This window comes from Rhizobium leguminosarum bv. trifolii WSM2297, assembly GCF_000271845.1.
The window spans coordinates 1,162,530-1,178,551 of sequence record NZ_JH719393.1; the positions used below are offsets into that span (position 1 = coordinate 1,162,530).

20 protein-coding genes and 1 pseudogene are annotated in these 16,022 nt (G+C 59.0%); 9 read left to right on the forward strand and 12 right to left on the reverse strand.

The window, feature by feature from the left end; all coding sequences use genetic code 11:
- Window positions 1–227: 227 nt before the first annotated feature.
- Complete coding sequence (locus RLEG4DRAFT_RS09200; RefSeq protein ID WP_003577164.1) at window positions 228–854, reverse strand: TetR/AcrR family transcriptional regulator; 627 nt, start codon at window positions 852–854, stop codon at window positions 228–230.
- A gap of 66 nt (window positions 855–920) precedes the next feature.
- On the opposite strand from RLEG4DRAFT_RS09200, the gene RLEG4DRAFT_RS09205 reads away from it, so the two are divergent.
- From RLEG4DRAFT_RS09205 to RLEG4DRAFT_RS09225, 5 genes are all read left to right on the forward strand, one after another.
- Window positions 921–1,328 (forward strand): hypothetical protein, encoded by a 408-nt coding sequence (locus RLEG4DRAFT_RS09205; protein ID WP_003577166.1) that lies wholly within the window; start codon window positions 921–923, stop codon window positions 1,326–1,328.
- Between the two features lie 14 nt (window positions 1,329–1,342).
- Window positions 1,343–2,818 carry an NAD(P)/FAD-dependent oxidoreductase gene (locus RLEG4DRAFT_RS09210; protein WP_037093398.1) on the forward strand — a complete coding sequence of 492 codons (1,476 nt, stop codon included), beginning with the start codon at window positions 1,343–1,345 and terminating at the stop codon, window positions 2,816–2,818.
- A gap of 64 nt (window positions 2,819–2,882) precedes the next feature.
- A complete protein-coding gene (locus RLEG4DRAFT_RS09215; RefSeq protein ID WP_003577169.1) occupies window positions 2,883–3,281 on the forward strand; it encodes a VOC family protein in 399 nt (132 codons plus the stop codon).
- A gap of 329 nt (window positions 3,282–3,610) precedes the next feature.
- A complete protein-coding gene (locus tag RLEG4DRAFT_RS09220) occupies window positions 3,611–4,027 on the forward strand; it encodes an ester cyclase (RefSeq protein ID WP_003577170.1) in 417 nt (138 codons plus the stop codon).
- Between the two features lie 289 nt (window positions 4,028–4,316).
- Window positions 4,317–5,054, forward strand: coding sequence for a class I SAM-dependent DNA methyltransferase (locus RLEG4DRAFT_RS09225; RefSeq protein ID WP_037093502.1), 738 nt, complete (start codon window positions 4,317–4,319; stop codon window positions 5,052–5,054).
- A 158-nt stretch (window positions 5,055–5,212) separates the two neighbouring features.
- Here RLEG4DRAFT_RS09225 and speB read toward each other — a convergent pair whose 3' ends face one another.
- From speB to RLEG4DRAFT_RS09250, 5 genes are read right to left on the reverse strand one after another with little or no spacing between them, the layout of a single operon-like run.
- Window positions 5,213–6,154: an agmatinase gene (gene speB, locus RLEG4DRAFT_RS09230; RefSeq protein ID WP_003577172.1), complete on the reverse strand. Its 942-nt coding sequence runs from the start codon at window positions 6,152–6,154 to the stop codon at window positions 5,213–5,215.
- A gap of 19 nt (window positions 6,155–6,173) precedes the next feature.
- A complete protein-coding gene (locus tag RLEG4DRAFT_RS09235; RefSeq protein ID WP_003577174.1) occupies window positions 6,174–6,953 on the reverse strand; it encodes an amino acid ABC transporter ATP-binding protein in 780 nt (259 codons plus the stop codon).
- A gap of 1 nt (window position 6,954) precedes the next feature.
- Window positions 6,955–7,599, reverse strand: coding sequence for an amino acid ABC transporter permease (locus RLEG4DRAFT_RS09240; RefSeq protein ID WP_003577176.1), 645 nt, complete (start codon window positions 7,597–7,599; stop codon window positions 6,955–6,957).
- Window positions 7,596–8,249, reverse strand: a complete 654-nt coding sequence (locus RLEG4DRAFT_RS09245; protein ID WP_003577178.1) for an amino acid ABC transporter permease — start codon at window positions 8,247–8,249, stop codon at window positions 7,596–7,598. The genes RLEG4DRAFT_RS09240 and RLEG4DRAFT_RS09245 overlap by 4 nt, the downstream gene beginning before the upstream one ends.
- A 22-nt stretch (window positions 8,250–8,271) precedes the next feature.
- Window positions 8,272–9,117, reverse strand: coding sequence for a transporter substrate-binding domain-containing protein (locus RLEG4DRAFT_RS09250; protein ID WP_003577179.1), 846 nt, complete (start codon window positions 9,115–9,117; stop codon window positions 8,272–8,274).
- A 110-nt stretch (window positions 9,118–9,227) separates the two neighbouring features.
- Here RLEG4DRAFT_RS09250 and RLEG4DRAFT_RS09255 point away from each other — a divergent pair, with 110 nt between their 5' ends.
- The 4 genes from RLEG4DRAFT_RS09255 to RLEG4DRAFT_RS59920 all read left to right on the forward strand — a co-directional run bounded on the left by RLEG4DRAFT_RS09255 (window position 9,228) and on the right by RLEG4DRAFT_RS59920 (window position 11,253).
- Entirely contained in the window at window positions 9,228–10,157 is a 930-nt protein-coding gene (locus tag RLEG4DRAFT_RS09255) for a LysR family transcriptional regulator (protein WP_003577180.1), read from the forward strand.
- A gap of 217 nt (window positions 10,158–10,374) precedes the next feature.
- Window positions 10,375–10,683 carry a type II toxin-antitoxin system RelB/DinJ family antitoxin gene (locus RLEG4DRAFT_RS09260; protein WP_003577181.1) on the forward strand — a complete coding sequence of 103 codons (309 nt, stop codon included), beginning with the start codon at window positions 10,375–10,377 and terminating at the stop codon, window positions 10,681–10,683.
- Window positions 10,680–10,961 (forward strand): type II toxin-antitoxin system RelE/ParE family toxin, encoded by a 282-nt coding sequence (locus RLEG4DRAFT_RS38620; protein WP_003577182.1) that lies wholly within the window; start codon window positions 10,680–10,682, stop codon window positions 10,959–10,961. Before RLEG4DRAFT_RS09260 ends, RLEG4DRAFT_RS38620 begins: the two co-directional genes overlap by 4 nt.
- 64 nt (window positions 10,962–11,025) lie before the next feature.
- Entirely contained in the window at window positions 11,026–11,253 is a 228-nt protein-coding gene (locus tag RLEG4DRAFT_RS59920; RefSeq protein WP_432416799.1) for an AraC family transcriptional regulator N-terminal domain-containing protein, read from the forward strand.
- 445 nt (window positions 11,254–11,698) lie between these two features.
- Here the strand turns inward: RLEG4DRAFT_RS59920 and RLEG4DRAFT_RS09265 are convergent, their stop codons facing one another.
- From RLEG4DRAFT_RS09265 to RLEG4DRAFT_RS09290, 6 genes and pseudogenes are all read right to left on the reverse strand, one after another.
- Window positions 11,699–12,166, reverse strand: a complete 468-nt coding sequence (locus RLEG4DRAFT_RS09265; RefSeq protein WP_003577183.1) for a DUF3788 domain-containing protein — start codon at window positions 12,164–12,166, stop codon at window positions 11,699–11,701.
- A gap of 71 nt (window positions 12,167–12,237) precedes the next feature.
- Window positions 12,238–12,945, reverse strand: a complete 708-nt coding sequence (locus tag RLEG4DRAFT_RS09270) for an FMN-dependent NADH-azoreductase (protein ID WP_003577184.1) — start codon at window positions 12,943–12,945, stop codon at window positions 12,238–12,240.
- A gap of 43 nt (window positions 12,946–12,988) precedes the next feature.
- Window positions 12,989–13,508: pseudogene (locus RLEG4DRAFT_RS09275) on the reverse strand (carboxymuconolactone decarboxylase family protein).
- A gap of 34 nt (window positions 13,509–13,542) precedes the next feature.
- Window positions 13,543–14,196 (reverse strand): nitroreductase family protein, encoded by a 654-nt coding sequence (locus RLEG4DRAFT_RS09280; protein WP_051040898.1) that lies wholly within the window; start codon window positions 14,194–14,196, stop codon window positions 13,543–13,545.
- Window positions 14,197–14,333: 137 nt separating this feature from the next.
- Complete coding sequence (locus tag RLEG4DRAFT_RS09285) at window positions 14,334–15,323, reverse strand: AraC family transcriptional regulator (RefSeq protein ID WP_003577189.1); 990 nt, start codon at window positions 15,321–15,323, stop codon at window positions 14,334–14,336.
- A gap of 192 nt (window positions 15,324–15,515) precedes the next feature.
- Complete coding sequence (locus RLEG4DRAFT_RS09290) at window positions 15,516–15,986, reverse strand: pyridoxamine 5'-phosphate oxidase family protein (RefSeq protein WP_003577191.1); 471 nt, start codon at window positions 15,984–15,986, stop codon at window positions 15,516–15,518.
- Between the last annotated feature and the right edge of the window lie 36 nt (window positions 15,987–16,022).

Here is a 16,022-nt window from a genome sequence, read left to right on the forward strand (position 1 = left end):
AAAAATGCATTCGTCGGACGCTCACTCATGATCTTGAATGAGCGCATGTGCTCGATCGAGAGCTTCCTGGCGATCCATTGTGTTCTCTGCTTCGTCAGGCTCCCATCGATATCAATCGCGGAGAGTTCACCAGATCGAAGGTGAGCAACTTCATCGCGGTGGTTATTACCAGAATTTCTCGCGTCGGGCGGACGCCGTTTCCAGCGGGTGAGGACGGCCTGCAGGGATCAACTTCGGGCGGGACTTGGGGACGAGATCCTGGTAATGGCTGCCCAAGCGGCGTGCGTTATGATAGCGCAAACAGCCTCGATGGGCCTTGCTCCAGAGAGCATTCGAAACATCCCGCAGCTCGTGAGTGCGAATATGAGGTCCACGGCGTCGCGTTTGGCTGCGACTGTTGCCTGTTCCCCAGCTATTCGTGCGACTAGGTCCCCGATCATTCTTCTACGGCGTTCGTTACGCTGGAGCAGCGCCTCCGCGAACTCCTGATCAATCACCATGGCGTCGTGGAGCCGAGTCACCGCTGGATCGCCGCTCCAAAAGTCACAAAAGATTGAAATCAGAAGGTCTAGTCCCTTCGAGGGGTTAGCCTCGGCCATTACGCCGTTCAGGCGGAGGAGCTGCCCTCGTTGAGCGATATCGTCGAAGACCGCCTCGAGCAGCCCGCGCCGCGACCCGAACTGATTATAGACCGTAAGACGGGTCACGCCGGCAGCCTTCGCAATGGAGTCCAACGAAAAAGCTGTGATGCTATCTGCTTCGCGGAGGAAGCGGGTGGCCGCCTGAATCACCCGTTCCTTTTTTTCCGCGGCCGCCTCAGCCCGCGCTACGCTGACATAGGAACGCTTTGACACGATCTTGCCTCTTGATTTAACTTAACACAATGTATATTTAATTTGCCAGTCAAGAGGATCAATGCCATGCAACTGTCGCTGATCATAGCCATGTCGGTCCATATTCTTGCCGCCACGTTCTGGGCCGGATCCACATTCGCGTTGGCGCGAACGGCGGGACTCGGAAGTGAGCAACTCTTCCGTTCGCAACTTTTCGCTGCCGCAATCGCCATCGGCGCCGGCGGTTATCTTTGGCACACGCTGCATGAGGGTTCCTTTGGAACCGCCGAACAACTGCTGGGGGCTGGCGCCGTGGCCGCAATTCTTGCCCTTGGCATCCAGGCGACGGTTGTGGGTGGCGCGCTGCGGCGGTTGAGGAAAGCTGGCGGCGACTATGACGCGAGCGTTCGACCCCGCGTCGCGGTCGCTCAGCGGGGCGCGGCCATTCTGCTCGCTATCGCGGCTGTGACCATGGCCGCCGCCCGCTACGCATAGAGACGGATATTGCAATGGCTATGCCGGAGAAGTCCTCGATGTTGACAACACCTGACGCACCGTTCGAAACCTATGACATAGTCGTATTGGGAGCTGGCTACGCAGGGTTGATGGCCAGTCTTCGGTTGGGGCGACGCCGGCTTGGACTTCGGGTCGCGTTAATCAACGCCGAGGAACAGTTCGTAGAACGTGTGCGGCTGCAGGAAGCGATGGTCGCTCCTGTTATGCCGCGGATCGCGTCCCTTTCCGACTATCTCGCGAGGACGCCAATCAAGTTCATAGAGGCGCGTGCGCTTTCGCTGGATCCCGTACGGTGCCGTGTCCACATCGAAGCTAGGGGATCTGCGCGTGAGATCGGCTTTACCCAGCTCATTTACGCGCTTGGGTCGCATGTCGATACGAGCAAAACGCCTGGCGCGTCGCGATACGCCTATCGGCTCGACCCGGGCGAGAGCCTACATTCGACTGCGGCTTTACGAGGCACCTTGCACCAGTTCGCAGGACGACCCGCTCGCGTGCTGGCCGTCGGCGGAGGGCCGCTTTCGATCGAGGCGGCAGGCGAGGTCAAATCAACCTGGCCCGAAATGGACGTCACGCTGGTGAGCGCAACGCGTGCCGGGGATTTCACCAGCGACAAGGTCCGAGCCGTACTCAGACGCGATCTGACGAAACTGGGCGTTGCACTTGTCGACAATGAACGCGTCAGTGAAATCACCGCGAGCGAGGTGGTCACTGCGAACGGACGCCACTTTACATTCGACGTGTGCATTTGGGCGGCCGGGATGCGCGCGCCCTCGATAGCCAGAGAGGCTGGGCTTACGGTCGATGCGCAGGACCGGGTGGTTGTCGACATGACCTCCGATCTGTCTCCCATCCTTGCATTCTGGCCATTGGCGACAGCGCTCATCCCCGCGGTTCAACTGGTGCTCCATTTCGACCATCTGCGCTTACCGCCGCAGTCTCAGGCGTCTACGCCGCCGAGCAGGTTGCTGCTAAAGTTACCGGGGAGACTATTTTGCCGTTTACTTTCTCCACCTTCGCCCAGGCGGTTGCGGTCGGCCGTTTCGCGGCGTTGTTTCCACTCGACGCCAACGACCACCCAATTTTTTTCGTGCTGGGCGGACGCGCCGCTCGAGGACTGCGCGACATTCTCGTCTGTCTGGTTCTGCACTTCATTACCCTCGAGCGGCTCTTGCCAGGCATTCAGTCATGGCCAGGCCGCAAGCGTGGGGCGTCCCACCCAGTCGAGGCGGCAAGCGGTCATCGCCCGGCACGCAAATCGCCCGCGGATGTCGACGGCCGAGGGGTTGGCTGAGGCCCTGCAAGAGTTGGGGATCACCTCAGAGCAATCGTTTGCGGCCAACAGGCGGCAGGCTGCCGCGATGCGCCATCCCGCCCTCGTCGTCTTGCTGAGCTTACAAATTTCCTTCCTGACCCAGAAGGCCGCGCGAGCAAACTCGCGCCAGCTCCCCGGGCAAAAATTAGCTTGATTTAACTATACGCATTGTATATCAAAAATGTGGCCTCACAAAGGAGGGCCGGAAAAGGAATGTGATGTCTAAAATGATGATTGTGAACCTGCCTGTCCGGGACCTGTCGGCGTCGACGGCGTTCTACGTGGCCTTGGGCGGCACTGTTAATGGGCAGTTTTCCGGGGAGAACTCCACTTCGCTCATGTTCTCGGACTCGGTCGGGGTGATGCTGCTGACCCATGACCACTACAAAGAATTCACCAAACGCCCTATTGGCGACGCCCGGCGCGACAGTCAGGCGATGATCGTCCTCACTGTCGGCGATCGCGACAGCGTCGACGCGACGCTGGCAAGCGCCGTTGCGGCAGGTGGGCGCGCCGACCCCAACCCCGCACAGGATTTGGGGTTCATGTATAATCGCCATGTTGAAGATCCAGATGGCTATGTCTGGGAAATTGTCTGGATGAACATGGAAGGATAGGGCACGCGCGAGGCCAAGCGGCGGCATGCTATTATGTTTGCAAGGAAAGCTGGTCTCGAGAAGCCATAATGGTCACTTGTCGCCGAGGAGCGGAGTGGCGATCATCTAAACAAGAACGGGCCGTTCAAGAAGGCCCGTTTCGACGGATGCTTGATCAGATGCTTTAGTACAAGTCATGCAAATCCCAGTGGTCGACGGCCTCGCTATGCCCGAAGTCCAACACTTCTCGCCGCGTTGATAAGCATGCTCTTTGCCGCCTTCGACACCAAGGTTGATCTGACCATCAGTGTTTGATCCCAATCAGCCAATCAAAAAACAGGAGAGGCATCATGAATGATACAGCCAGAAATGAGCAGGTCGTTCGTCAGCTTTATGAATACATCCAGCGGAACGACGCCGGCGGCTTCGCGGCAGTCGTTTCGGAGAAACATACGGATCATTCGAACGGCAGGAATGGTCCGGCGGGATTTGCGCAAGCCGTCAATAACATCCACAAAGCGTATTCCGACCTCAAGAGCGAGTTACAGCTGATCGTAGCAAGCGGCGACCTGGTCGTTGCTCAATGGCGCGAGACGGGCGTGCACACGGGCCAGTTCTTCAATCTGAAACCCACCAATAAACCGTTCGAGGCGACGGGTCTGAACATGTACCGCGTCGTCGACGGCAAGATTGTGGATTCCTGGATTTCCGTCGATCCCCGGACGATCCGCGCGCAGCAGGCTGCTCAGGCTGCGCTTGAGGGTTGATACGCGCGCGACGATATTCGCAGCTTGTCGAACAGAGCCGGAAGTTGATGGGCGCGGCGAAGATCGCGGACATGAAGTTGTCGGGCATCTGTCGGAAAAATTGACCCGCTACCTGTGCCGGGCCGGCCGCCGAACTCGGCCCAGGCAACGCGTCAAATGCCTTCGACCAAAGAAAACAGTAATCCGGGCGTGCCGCGGTTCATCTCACTTGTTTGCCCAGATCCAGCCATTATTCGGTAAATTCGTTATCCGCTTTAGCTCGTCCCACTCCTCATTCGAACTTGACCCTATGCTCGACCATCTTTTCGCCGACCCGTACCTCTCAGCCGTTTATGATGCCTGGCATCCGAGGTCCGTACGTGAGGATTATGATTTCTACCTTTCTCGCATTCTAACAGCAGACGCTGTGCTTGATGTCGGGTTTGGAACGGGCACCCTCCTTCACGAGGCTCGCCTGGCCGGACATTCGGGGCGACTCTGTGGGATCGACCCAGCACCTGGCGTATTGAACCGCGCACGAACGCGCACGGACATTGAATGGGTTCTCGGCGATCTCCAGTCGGTCGGTTGGACAGCGCAGTTTGATCTCATTGTGATGACTGGACACGCATTCCAGGCCCTTGTCAGCGACGAAGACCTGCGGGATTTCATGGCGGCTGTACGACTCGTCCTTGTGCCAGGTGGACGTTTCGCTTTCGAAACGCGGAATCCTTCGGTGCGTGCGTGGGAGAATTGGACGCCTGAGAATGCTGTCGTCGTTGAACTGCCTGACGGGTCATTGGTGCAGATCACAACAGAGGTTGTCATCCCTTTCGATGGAAAAACGCTGACATTCACCCACAGGTTCTGCGGAAAGCATTGGAGCCTCCCGCGGGTTAGTCAGAGCACCTTGCGATTCCTTGAGGCGGATGAACTATCTAGCCTTCTGGAAAGCGCGGGGCTACGGATCGAACAGCGATTCGGGGGTTTTGACGGCAGCCCGCTTGGACCGTCGAGCCCCGAGATCATCACTTTCGCGACTAGATGAACCAGATCGCGGACGTGAAGATGTGGGCGCATCGGTCGCATGGTGCGCCGAAGTGTTGAAGTTCGCCTTGGGCTGAAATCTTGACGCAACGGCATTCGAACTGAGGTCCTGGATCAACGTCGCTTCGCCGCCAATCGGCGCGGGCACTTGACCACCCGCTACGTCAAGATTCTTCCAATCGTGTTGAGCAATAGCTGAGCCGCGAGGATCGATGTGGAACCGGTATGATCATAGTCCGGCGCCACTTCTACCAGATCAACACCGACGATCGTCCCGCGCGTGGCAAGGCCGGCGATAAGTTCCAGCACTTCGTAGTAGATGAAACCGCCATGGCTCGGCGTGCCGGTCCCCGGCGCGATCGATGGATCGAAACCATCGATATCGATCGTCAGGTAATAGCGTTTGCCGCCAGGGATACGCTCTAGAACGGCATCGACGCCAAGCTTGCGGACCTGGCGGACCGACAGGATGTCCGACCCTTGCGCGCGGGCATAGTCATAGCCTTCCTTGGCGGTCGACGAGACGTTGCGGATGCCAAGCTGTGTCATGCCCGTGACCCACGGCTTTTCTGAGGCACGGCGCAGCGGGCTGCCATGACCGAAGCGGACGCCATGACGCTCGTCGACGAAATCGAGATGCGCGTCGAACTGCACGACATGGATCGGTTCCTGCTCGCCGAAGGCGTTGATGCAAGGGATGTTGATCGAATGGTCGCCGCCGAGGATGACCGGCAGTGCGCCGGCTGCGAGGATCTTGCGAACGCCGAATTCGATATTGGCGTGGCTCGTCATCGTATCGGTATGAATGATGTCGGCATCGCCGAGATCGACCATGCGAACGCCTTCAAGATAGGTGACGTCGTCCTCATGATCGTAGGCGCCGGCATGGCCGAAGGCAAAAAGGGTCGATGCCTCGCGGATGCCTCGCGGCCCGAAGCGGGCGCCGGAGCGCCACTGCGTGCCGAAATCGAAGGGAGCGCCGAGGATTGCCACATCTGCGTCGATCTGGTCCCAGTTTTCCACATAGGGGCTCTTGGCGAAGGTCGAAATGCCGACGAAGGGGAGGTTGAGCCGTCCGTTGTCATAGCCGTGGGCAGTCATGGTCATTCCTTTTCAGGCACTAGAGCGCGCGTTCGCGCCAGGTTTGCAGAAACTGGGAGAGGCGGCCGCTTTTCGGGGTGCTGAAAAGCACCTGCGGCGATCCTTCTTCGACGATCTGGCCGCCATCCATGAAGACGACCCGACGGGCCGCATGGGAGGCAAAGCCCATTTCGTGGGTGACGATGACCATGGTCATGCCCTCCGCCGCCAGCGCCTTCATGACGGAAAGAACTTCGCCGACGAGTTCCGGGTCGAGCGCCGAGGTGGGTTCGTCGAAAAGCATGACCTTGGGCTTGACCGCCAGTGCTCTGGCGATCGCCACGCGCTGCTTCTGTCCGCCGGACAGGCTTTCCGGTCGGCGGTCGGCATAGTCGGCAAGGCCGACCTTGCCCAGCATCTGCCGCCCAGTCTCCTCGGCTGCGGCCCGCGAAAAGCCATGCGCCAGCCGAAGTGCAAGGGTGACATTTTCCAGAACGCTCATATGTGGCCACAGATGGAAATGCTGAAACACCATCCCGATCGGGCTTCGGGCTTCGATAAGCTCCCTGTTGCCGGCCCGCTCGCGGCCATGCGGCGTCTCGCGCCATCCGAGCATCTTGCCGAAGATGCGGACATCGCCTGCGTCATAGGCGTCAAGAAAGGCAAGCGAGCGCAATAATGTGCTCTTGCCGGAACCGGAGGGCCCGATGATGCAGGTGACGTCGCCGCTGTGAACATCGAGATCGATGCCGCGCAATACGGTGTTGTCGCCAAAACGTTTTTCAAGTCCGCGAGCGGAGATCGCCGCCGGTTGCGTCATGTCAGGAGCCTTTCATGGCGAAGCGGCGCTCAAGAACGCGCCCGAGCCTCGACAGAATTTCAACGAATGCCCAGTAGAGGAGGGCGATGGAGAGGTAGGGAGTGACAACGGCGAAAGTGATCGAGCTGATGGCACCAGCCACTTTCGTCAGTTCGCCAAGTGTGATGACAGACAGAACGGCCGATTCCTTCAGGAGTGCGATCGCTTGGCCCACACACGGCGGCACGGTGAGGCGCAAAGCTTGCGGCAGCTCCACATAAAGGAAGCATTGTCCCCGTGTCAGGCTCAGCATCTCGGCCGCTTCGCGTTCTCCCTTTGGGACGGCGTTGAGACCTGCCCGGGTCTCGGCGAACGGGCCGGCGCCATAGGCACCGAGGCCCACGATGCCCGCCACATAGGGGCTGAGCAGAAGCCCGAATTGTGGGCCCCCGTAGTAGAGAAGGAACAGCACGAGCGCGAGCGGTGCGCCTCTGGCAAATTCCACATAGGCCCTGACCGCAAGGGAGAGCGGCCGGAAACGGCTGCGTAGCGCCGAGGCAAGCATGATGCCGAGAAGGATTGCGATTGCCATACCGCTGACCGACACCGTGATGGTGGTTAGAAGTCCGGCAAGATAGAGCGGAGCGTCGTTCGTGAAGCCGGTCATTGGCCTTCGCTCCCATGCGAGAGACGTCGTTCGATCAAAAGGCCCACTCCTGCGAGAAGTATACCGATCGCGACATAGAGAATGAGAGCGGAGGCATAGGCGTCCAGCGGCCGAAAGGTGGAGGCGGCGACCTGCTGGGCGCGGCGCGTCAGGTCGGTGACGGCGATCACCGAGACGAGTGAGGAGTTCTTCACCAGAGCCTGCATTTCGCCAACGAGCGCCGGCAGCATGGTGCGGAAAGCCTGAGGCGCCTCGATATGCAGGAAGATCGTGCGGGGAAAAAGGCCAAGCATTTTCGCCGCCTCGATCTCGCCTTTCGGGATGGCCTGGAGGCCCGCCCGGTAGATTTCGGACTGGAAGGCAGCTGTATTCAGCGCTAGGGCCACGGTCGCCGCAACGACCGGGTCCAGCTCAAGCCCGAGAAAGGGGAGAATATAGAAGATGATCAACAGCTGGACGAGGATCGGCGTTCCACGCCAGAAGGAGAGATAGATCCCGGCCAGGGCCCGGATCCATCGTCCGCCACGTCCGGCCGCCGCCAGCAGGAGGGCCAGCGGCGCGCCGAGAAGAAGCGCCGCCAGACTGATCGTCATCGTTGTGGTCAGGCCATCGAGAAGTGCCGGCCAAATGTGTGCGACTGTCTTTTCCATGACCTGCCTGTCGCTGCGCGTCTTACTCGGCGGTGGGGAGAGCTTCCGGCAGTTCCATCGGCGCACCGAACCACTTCTTCTGAAGCTCTGCGAGCTTGCCGGACTTGTTCAGCTTGATCTGTTCCGCATCGATCAGCGCATTGAGTGCAGCGCTGTCTGCGTCATTGCGGCCGGCCCACGCGAAATAGGTCTTCGGGCCGAAGGTCGGCAGAACCACTTCGAACGCATCGGGACGCTGGCGAGCTACTTCCAGGAGGTTCGGAAGCGAATTGACGACAGCCTGGATGCGGCCGGCGCCGAGATCGGCATAGGCCTCCGAGAAATCGGTATAGGTAGAGACCGTCACGGCCGGCTTGCCGCCGTCCTTCAGCTTTCCAGCAAAGGTCTCAAGTGCTGCGAGCTGGGCCGAACCTGCCTGCGAACCGACCGCCTTGCCGGCGATGTCTTCGGGCTTGGTGATCGCCGTATCGCCCTTGCGCTTGAGAATGGCCATGGTCGCATCCGCAATCGGGGCGGAGAGGTGATAGGCCTTCATGCGCTCCGAGGTGACCGTGACCGACGTGACGACATAGTCGAAGCGGCCTGCCGCGAGGCCCGGTAGAATGCCCTGCCAGGGTAGGTCGAGCCGCTTCAACGTGACATTCGGCAATGCCTTCATGACTTCTGCCATGATGTCGGCCGAGTAGCCGACGATCTTGCCGTCTTCAACGAATTCGAAAGGCGCAAAGCGTGCTTCGGTTGCAACAGTAAATACCTTGTCGGACTTGACCTTTTCGAGAAGGTCTGCAGTCCGCGCAGTGGAGGTCGAAAGCGCGGCAACGAGTGCTGCGCCGATAAGAAGAGCTTTTGAGGTCGATAGACGCTTCATAATTCCGTTCCCCGTTTTCAGTGTTGAAAACAGGAAATCATGGACAACAGCGCAAAAAAATAGAAAAAATATGGAGTTCACATCAGAAAATATGATGTAAGGCGTTGTCGATGCTTCTAGCCCAGTCCGACCTTAGATCGTTGACCGTCTTTCGTGCCGTGGTGGAGCATAAAAGCTTCCTTGGTGCGCAGATCACCCTTGGGCTCAGTCAATCGGCCGTGAGCTTTCATATAAAGGCGCTGGAAGACAGGCTCGGCTTCAGGCTCTGTCGTCGCGGCCGCGGCGGCTTCGAGCTGACCGATCGGGGCGCTATCGTGCACGAGCAGTCGAAATCGCTGTTTCTGGCGCTCAATGCCTTCGAGAGCGATGTCGGCAACTTGAAGAACCGGATTACGGGAACGCTGAGACTTGGCCTGGTGGATAACACGATCACCGACGCCGACCTTCCCATCCACCGCATCATCGCCCGGATCAGCGACAGAGCGCCGGAGGCACGGCTGGAGCTGGTCATCGATTCGCCGGATGCGCTTCTGTCCGAAATCGCCAATGGCGGCCTCGACATTGCCATTCTGCCGGAAACGGAACCTTACCAGGGCCTGAAATTATCGCGCCTGCGCGACGAGACCCATTCTCTCTATTGCGCAAAGGGGCATCCGCTTTTCTCATCGCCGGATAATGAGATTTCGGTTGAGCGGGTCGAGGGCTTCGATTTTGTCGTCAGGCCCTATGCCAATATGCGGGAGCTGCAATATTTTCCGAAGGCACGGGCGCGGGCGTCTGCCTCGAACATGGAAGCGCAGGCAATGTTCGTAATGTCCGGACGCTACCTCGGATATCTGCCGGATCACTACGCGGCGGACTGGGTGCAGAAGGGGATCTTTCGGGCAGTGCTAGCAGAGCAGGCGCGGATCAAGTCGCCTTTCATCATTGCCACCCGCCTCGGGGAGAAACCGTCCACGGTTCTCGACTTCTTCATTCGCGAACTCGCCGGATTTGCCTCCGAAGCTCTTCATCGTGGGCCCCATTTGCTTAATGACTGATTCAGGTACAGCCTTGCGAGTTCGGGAGTTCCAAGCAGTCGCTTTCTCTCAGATCTCAAGATTGCCTGTCCAGATCGGGGGCATAGTTCCATAAATTACTGACATGCCGCACGAGGAAATCGCGTCGTCGATAATCTGAATCGGGGCCTTCGCGCCAACTTACTATGGATATTGTCATTCAAATGCATTACCTTGCTGTTAAATTTGGAGATAGCCAATGGCTGCAAACGCACTTGTCCAAACACGTATCGATGCCGAAGTTCGGGATCGTGCTTCCGCCGTCCTTGAGAACATGGGCCTGACGGTATCAGATGCGGTCCGTATCCTGCTCACGCGGACAGCTAATGAGGGTGCGCTGCCACTTGAACTTTTTTCGGGAAGCGAGGCTCACGATGCTTGGTTTCGCACGAAGGTACTCGAAGCGCTGAACGACACTCGACCGGACGTGTCAGATTTTGACGTCGAGGCACACTTCGCGGAGCGCCGGGCGACAGCGCGCGTCAAAGCAGGTGCTCTCAAGTCGTGAAGCTTACATGGTCTGCGTTCGCGCTGTCGGATCGAGACGCCATATTCACCTATATCGAGGCAGACAAACCTTCGGCCGCTGTAATGATCGACGAGCGGATCATGGCCGCTGCGCGCCGCTTGGTCGATTTTCCAGCAAGCGGTCGCGTTGGAAGAATTGCTGGGACACGCGAACTGGTGATCAACGGAACGCCATATGTCGTTACGGAAACAGCAGTTCGTGTCCTGCGCGTCCTTCATGGATCGCTGGAATGGCCCGACACTTTGCCCGGTAGCTAAATTTTCAGCTTGACGCGCAAGACGCTACGTCTTCCTGGCCGAACTGCTCCCGCACGTCTCGACCCTGCCCTCTTCGCCGCATCGAGAAGGTCCTTCTGTAGGAGACCAGACAGAAGAAATCTTGAGCGCGCTTCATCGGGTCACGGCGCTTCTCGACCGTCCGGAAGATCTCGGAGCGCTCCTGACGCCGGCAACGACGGAACTTTATTATCGACTTCTACAAGGTCAGCATGGTGCAACCCTCAGAGATTCCGCGACTGGAAATACGAAGCTCGCTCGATCGGACGGGTGATGTCCTGGCTAAAGGAGCATTATCGCGAATCGATGTCTATCGGCCTGCTCGCCAGTCTCGCAGGCATGAGCCCGACGTCGCTCCATCGGCACTTCCCGGCGATGACGCTCATGACGCCGCTCGAGTACAGGATGCATGTTAGACACCACGAGGCTCGTAAGCTGTTGTTGATCGGCGGCGCGAACGCCAGAGGCGTGGGATTTCGCGCCCGACCTTCATATCAATACGTTCAAGGTGAAGAGCAGGAATTTCAATCACTTCCAGCTCGCGAATTACAGGTCGTAAGTGAAAGTTGGTTCAAGAGCTTAGATATTTGTCAGTGTCGCTCTGGGTTAAGTACTTGGGGTCAACTGTGGAGAACTGGCTCCATGCTGTCCGTGGCCACTGCTCCGGCTTCCCATGAAGCTGCCGCGCCGATTTTGCAGCGACCCCAGTGTCCTGACATTCAATCGCGCGACGGTGGGGGCCGCTTCATAGTCAAGAGCTCCATCACATCATGCAGATCGTCTGCCGATGCGATGGCAACTGTCAGCCATTTCCCGTCGATGTATGTTTTGGCGCTATCGTAGAGCTGGACCAATTGAGGACGCCAGACATAACGCCGCTCCTCAAACTTCTCTCGTTCTGCTCCCCCCATGACCACGACAGCCGAAAACCGCCGGTATTCCGGTACGAAAGTGGTGAACGCCTTGGTTTTCTTGTAGCGCAAGGACCAACCGCGGTACTTGCCACCATAGAGCCAGTCCGGCGCGAATACTCCAGGGTAGAATTCGTCGATCCAGTCCCGCAGCTCGTCCCAACGCTCGAACGCCTCCGGTCCGATCCATTCGCGGACGGCGCTGTTATCGGGCGGCGCTGATTTGTCGGTGATCCTGTCGCCGATTTGGGGAAGCGTAGGCGTAGGTGAAATCATCTTAAGCCTCATGTTGATGGTCCGGCAGGCACCGGAGGGTTGAGATACGGACGACAAGAGCTTGTACGCCCTCAGCATGCTGCTGGCGGCGATTGCGGGAGTGAGGGGAGGTCGCAATACCGTCTGTCGGCGCTCGCGAATACCGCAGGGTGATCGTGGGTTTCTCGCAGATCCTCTACGGAGGTCAGGTCGAGAGCGGCGAGCACTTTTTCCCTCGCTACTGGTGCCTGGCTCCACTCCAGGAAGGCTGTGCCCTGTAGCAAGAGAAACTGCTGGGTCTTCAGCCCGATCGAGCTGAGTGCCAGCGACAGATAGGGCGTGAGAAAATCGGGCTGGTTGGCTCGCTCGCCGTTGAAGAAGCCGCCGGACGCGACACCGACAAAGACCGGACGGTCCCGGAGCATTCCCACCTTCCCGCCCGGCGTAGATTTCATTGTCCGGCCGACGCGCAGGATCTGGTCGATCCACGCCTTGAGGACGGACGGGATGGTCAAATTGTGCATCGGCGTTCCGATGACAATCGCATCTGCAGCTTCAATTTCCCGAATCAGCGCTTCGGAAAGATCAAGAGAACCCATCGGCGGGGCGGCCAATGTTGCCGGCGACGCCAGCGCGGCGGCGTAGAGGGCCAGGGTTTGGGGCAGGGGTTCAGCGCCCAAATCCCGCCGAGTGATGGCCCTGCCGGGCGCAACCTCAAGAAGCTTTTCGACGATCGCTGCCGAAAGCTGGCGGCTGTGCGATTGTTGGCGCGGACTGCTATCGATATGGAGGATGTTCATGTGATTGATCCCGGAGCTTCAAAAGGTTGCGACAGGCCAAAGCTCAGATCGAGCCGGCCGGGATAACGGCGGGAAAATCCTTTTCGGGATCGAACACGTTGTTGAAGAAGTTCGTCAGCGAGTACATCGCCACCAGAGCGACAATCTCGATGATGTTCGCGTCGGTGTAGCCGGCATCGCGGACGGCGTTCAGATCTTCGTCGCTGACCTGCCCTCGGGTCTCGATGACCTTACGCGCAAACTGGACCGCGGCATCCCGCTTCGGATCGTTTGCCTGACCCTTCCGAGCGAGAATGATGTCCTCGGCCGGCAGGTTGGCCATATGTTCAGCGGTAAAGCTGTGAACTGTCAGGCAATAGTTGCAGCCGTTCACTTCCGAGACGGCGAGGCCGATGCTGTCGCGCGTCTTGACATCGAGCGCTTTGCTCAAGGAGCCGAGCAGAGTAGCCCATGCGTTGAACGCGATCGGGCTTGGTGAATCCGATGTTGTTGGTGAAAGCATCAAGCGTCTGTCTGGATGCGGCCGGCACCTGTTCCGGCGTCAGAACACTGGTTCTTGTCATGGTAGTCTCCTTAAATTGTCGGTTGGATTGCGAATTATGCGAAGGACAGGACGTCTGCCACCGGCATGCGCGGCTTCTGCGGCCAGTTGCCGGCCCGCTCCGGTCCCACGGTCAACAGCATGACCGGGATCTCGTCTCCGCCCAGGCCGTATTCCCGGTGGACCGCGTCGGCGTCGAAACCGATCATCGGCGTCGAACCCAGGCCGAAGGAACTGGCCGCAGCGATGATCGCTGCCGCGCCGAAGGTTGCGGAGCGCACGGCCTCGTCACGCTGCCGTTGAGGTTGGTCATCATAAAGACCGCGTGCCGGTCGTTCCCATTCCGGCACGACATGTGCCGGCATGATGCCCGCTTCCACCACCGGCGCCAGACGTGCAGGGATCGTGCTGGCATCTGCGAGTTTGCCGATAATGACGAAAGTGACGGCAGCGTCGGTGATCGCGGGCTGGCCCCAGGCGATCGGGCGGAGGCGAGCCTTGGCTTCAGCCGTGCGCACCGCTATGAACCGCCAGTTCTGCAGGTGGAAGGACGTCGGCGCGGATGTGCCGATCCTCACCAACTGGCGGATTTGGTCGCCGCTCAAGCTGGCAGCGGCATCGTAGTACTTCGTAGCGCGGCGGGTGAGCATGCTTTCGGTGACGGCGTTCGTCGGGAAAGCGCGCCCGCCCTGATAGATTTCCGCACCCATGCCGGCTGCGGTTTCGGTTTTGGCTGTAGCGATGTCGTTCATTGGATGGCTCCTTCATCAAGTGATTACGGAGCCCAGTTTACGGACGATGATGCAAACATCGAGACTGTATATGCACAATAAGATGCTCGAAAGGATCAATCTCGCGCTGAAGGTAATTTTGCGCCTTTCTGTTCGCCTGTTTGAGTCAGCCGGCGCCATTCCCCCGGCGTCATCCCCATCCTTTCGGCAAACACACGGCGGAATGCCGAAACAGATTGATAGCCGACCGTCTCGGCCACGGTCTCGGTGCTGATCGCTGGCTTTTTCAACTCGTTGGCCGCTAGACCCATGCGCAGATCGGTCAACAAGTCGAGGGCGGAGCAACCTAACCTGTCCTGGAAGTGCCGCATGAACGTGGCGCGCGACATGCCGCACAAGTCCGCCAGATCCGGCAGTTTCCAAGGCCGCGTTGGATCGGCGAACATCGCCGCAATGGCTGGAGCCAGTCGCGGATGGCTGGCCAGGGCCAACAAGCCTTCCGGGGGTTTTTCGGATTCGCTTGCCGCTCGCAATACCAGCGTGAATAGGACCGACGAGAGCGCGTTGAGAACGGCGCGACCGCCCGCTCTGTCGCTGGCCGATTCCATTCGCATCAGCCCAACAAGACTGGCGAGTTGGTTGGAAGCGGACCCGATGCCATCTGCTCTTTGACCGTTCATGGCCCGTGCCACGAGATTCGTCGGCAGGTAATTGCGGATCAGGCGATCATGGGGCGGTGCGATGAAAAATCGGCCACACAACAGATCGAGTTGCTCGCCCTGGCTATCGTTCTCGCTCAGCATCCATCCCGCAGACCCGTGGCTCTGCTGAGTGCGGATGGGTGTTTGTCCGCTACCGTCGTGCAACACATGCGCAGCACCGTGAGGCAGCAGCACGATATCTCCGCTCACCAGTTCCCTCGCCGTTCTCGTTTCCGGATCCTCGAAAATGGCCCGGCCCTTGACTATGACGTGGTAGGGGATTTCGTTCGCCGCAGCCTGGCCCCAGGTCAATCGCCACGGGGCACCGTAGGCGCAGCGGACCTCGAGCTGCCCGGTCACGCTGACGATTTGCAGGAGATGGCTCAACCAGTCGACTTCAGACATTGGACCCCTGGGTCTTGAATCGCTGACGCACCATAGCGCACTGCGCGGCCCGCGTCCGATGTAGCAGGTCAGGCAAGAAGCTTTGGACATTAGAGGGACCGGAGCGCTCAGCGATGCCGCTCTTAGAGGTGCATGGCACCCTCGTTGGTTTCGTGTGACGACCCATAAAACCGGGCGGCGTGGTTTCCCCGGTCAGGACAGCCCAGCGGTCGCCGCGTATTTCTGACGATACGTGTCCCTGATTTCTTCCTGGCTCCGAGGCGGATCGGCAAAGACATGAGCGGGAGAAAGAAGCGGTGAAATTGAGGTGGTTTCAATTCTGACGACATGATCGACAGGATATTCCGAGCCGTTTGTCGCGCGGACCCAGTCGGCAATCATCGAAAACTCATCGCTTCCCGGCGGCAAAACCACCGCACGACCCGTGAACCGGTATCCGCGCCGCTGGAATACGTCGACCACATTGGTTTCGACGGCCGGATTTCGCTTCAGGTTCAGGATCGTCCGAGGCGATGCGATATCGGCGAAGTAAAGTACGCCATTGCGCACCGTTAGCGATGCCTTCGGCGAAAGACTTGGCGTTCCGTCCTCGTTGATCGTGGCGACGAAGGACAGGATTGCCTGCTTGATGATTGCCTCCATATCGGGAGTGATTTCAGCCATGATTATACTCGCTTGAATATGGTTTGAGCCCACCCG

Excerpts from the sequence above, each read along its gene's own strand:
- RLEG4DRAFT_RS09205 (WP_003577166.1), top strand. The coding sequence starts at position 921 with ATGCAACTGTCGCTGATCATAGCCATGTCGGTCCATATTCTTGCCGCC.
- RLEG4DRAFT_RS09210 (WP_037093398.1), top strand. The coding sequence starts at position 1,343 with ATGGCTATGCCGGAGAAGTCCTCGATGTTGACAACACCTGACGCACCG.
- RLEG4DRAFT_RS09215 (WP_003577169.1), top strand. The coding sequence starts at position 2,883 with ATGTCTAAAATGATGATTGTGAACCTGCCTGTCCGGGACCTGTCGGCG.
- RLEG4DRAFT_RS09220 (WP_003577170.1), top strand. The coding sequence starts at position 3,611 with ATGAATGATACAGCCAGAAATGAGCAGGTCGTTCGTCAGCTTTATGAA.
- RLEG4DRAFT_RS09225 (WP_037093502.1), top strand. The coding sequence starts at position 4,317 with ATGCTCGACCATCTTTTCGCCGACCCGTACCTCTCAGCCGTTTATGAT.
- speB (WP_003577172.1), bottom strand. The coding sequence starts at position 6,154 with ATGACTGCCCACGGCTATGACAACGGACGGCTCAACCTCCCCTTCGTC.
- RLEG4DRAFT_RS09235 (WP_003577174.1), bottom strand. The coding sequence starts at position 6,953 with ATGACGCAACCGGCGGCGATCTCCGCTCGCGGACTTGAAAAACGTTTT.
- RLEG4DRAFT_RS09240 (WP_003577176.1), bottom strand. The coding sequence starts at position 7,599 with ATGACCGGCTTCACGAACGACGCTCCGCTCTATCTTGCCGGACTTCTA.
- RLEG4DRAFT_RS09245 (WP_003577178.1), bottom strand. The coding sequence starts at position 8,249 with ATGGAAAAGACAGTCGCACACATTTGGCCGGCACTTCTCGATGGCCTG.
- RLEG4DRAFT_RS09250 (WP_003577179.1), bottom strand. The coding sequence starts at position 9,117 with ATGAAGCGTCTATCGACCTCAAAAGCTCTTCTTATCGGCGCAGCACTC.
- RLEG4DRAFT_RS09255 (WP_003577180.1), top strand. The coding sequence starts at position 9,228 with ATGCTTCTAGCCCAGTCCGACCTTAGATCGTTGACCGTCTTTCGTGCC.
- RLEG4DRAFT_RS09260 (WP_003577181.1), top strand. The coding sequence starts at position 10,375 with ATGGCTGCAAACGCACTTGTCCAAACACGTATCGATGCCGAAGTTCGG.
- RLEG4DRAFT_RS09265 (WP_003577183.1), bottom strand. The coding sequence starts at position 12,166 with ATGATTTCACCTACGCCTACGCTTCCCCAAATCGGCGACAGGATCACC.
- RLEG4DRAFT_RS09270 (WP_003577184.1), bottom strand. The coding sequence starts at position 12,945 with ATGAACATCCTCCATATCGATAGCAGTCCGCGCCAACAATCGCACAGC.
- RLEG4DRAFT_RS09280 (WP_051040898.1), bottom strand. The coding sequence starts at position 14,196 with ATGGGTGCGGAAATCTATCAGGGCGGGCGCGCTTTCCCGACGAACGCC.
- RLEG4DRAFT_RS09285 (WP_003577189.1), bottom strand. The coding sequence starts at position 15,323 with ATGTCTGAAGTCGACTGGTTGAGCCATCTCCTGCAAATCGTCAGCGTG.
- RLEG4DRAFT_RS09290 (WP_003577191.1), bottom strand. The coding sequence starts at position 15,986 with ATGGCTGAAATCACTCCCGATATGGAGGCAATCATCAAGCAGGCAATC.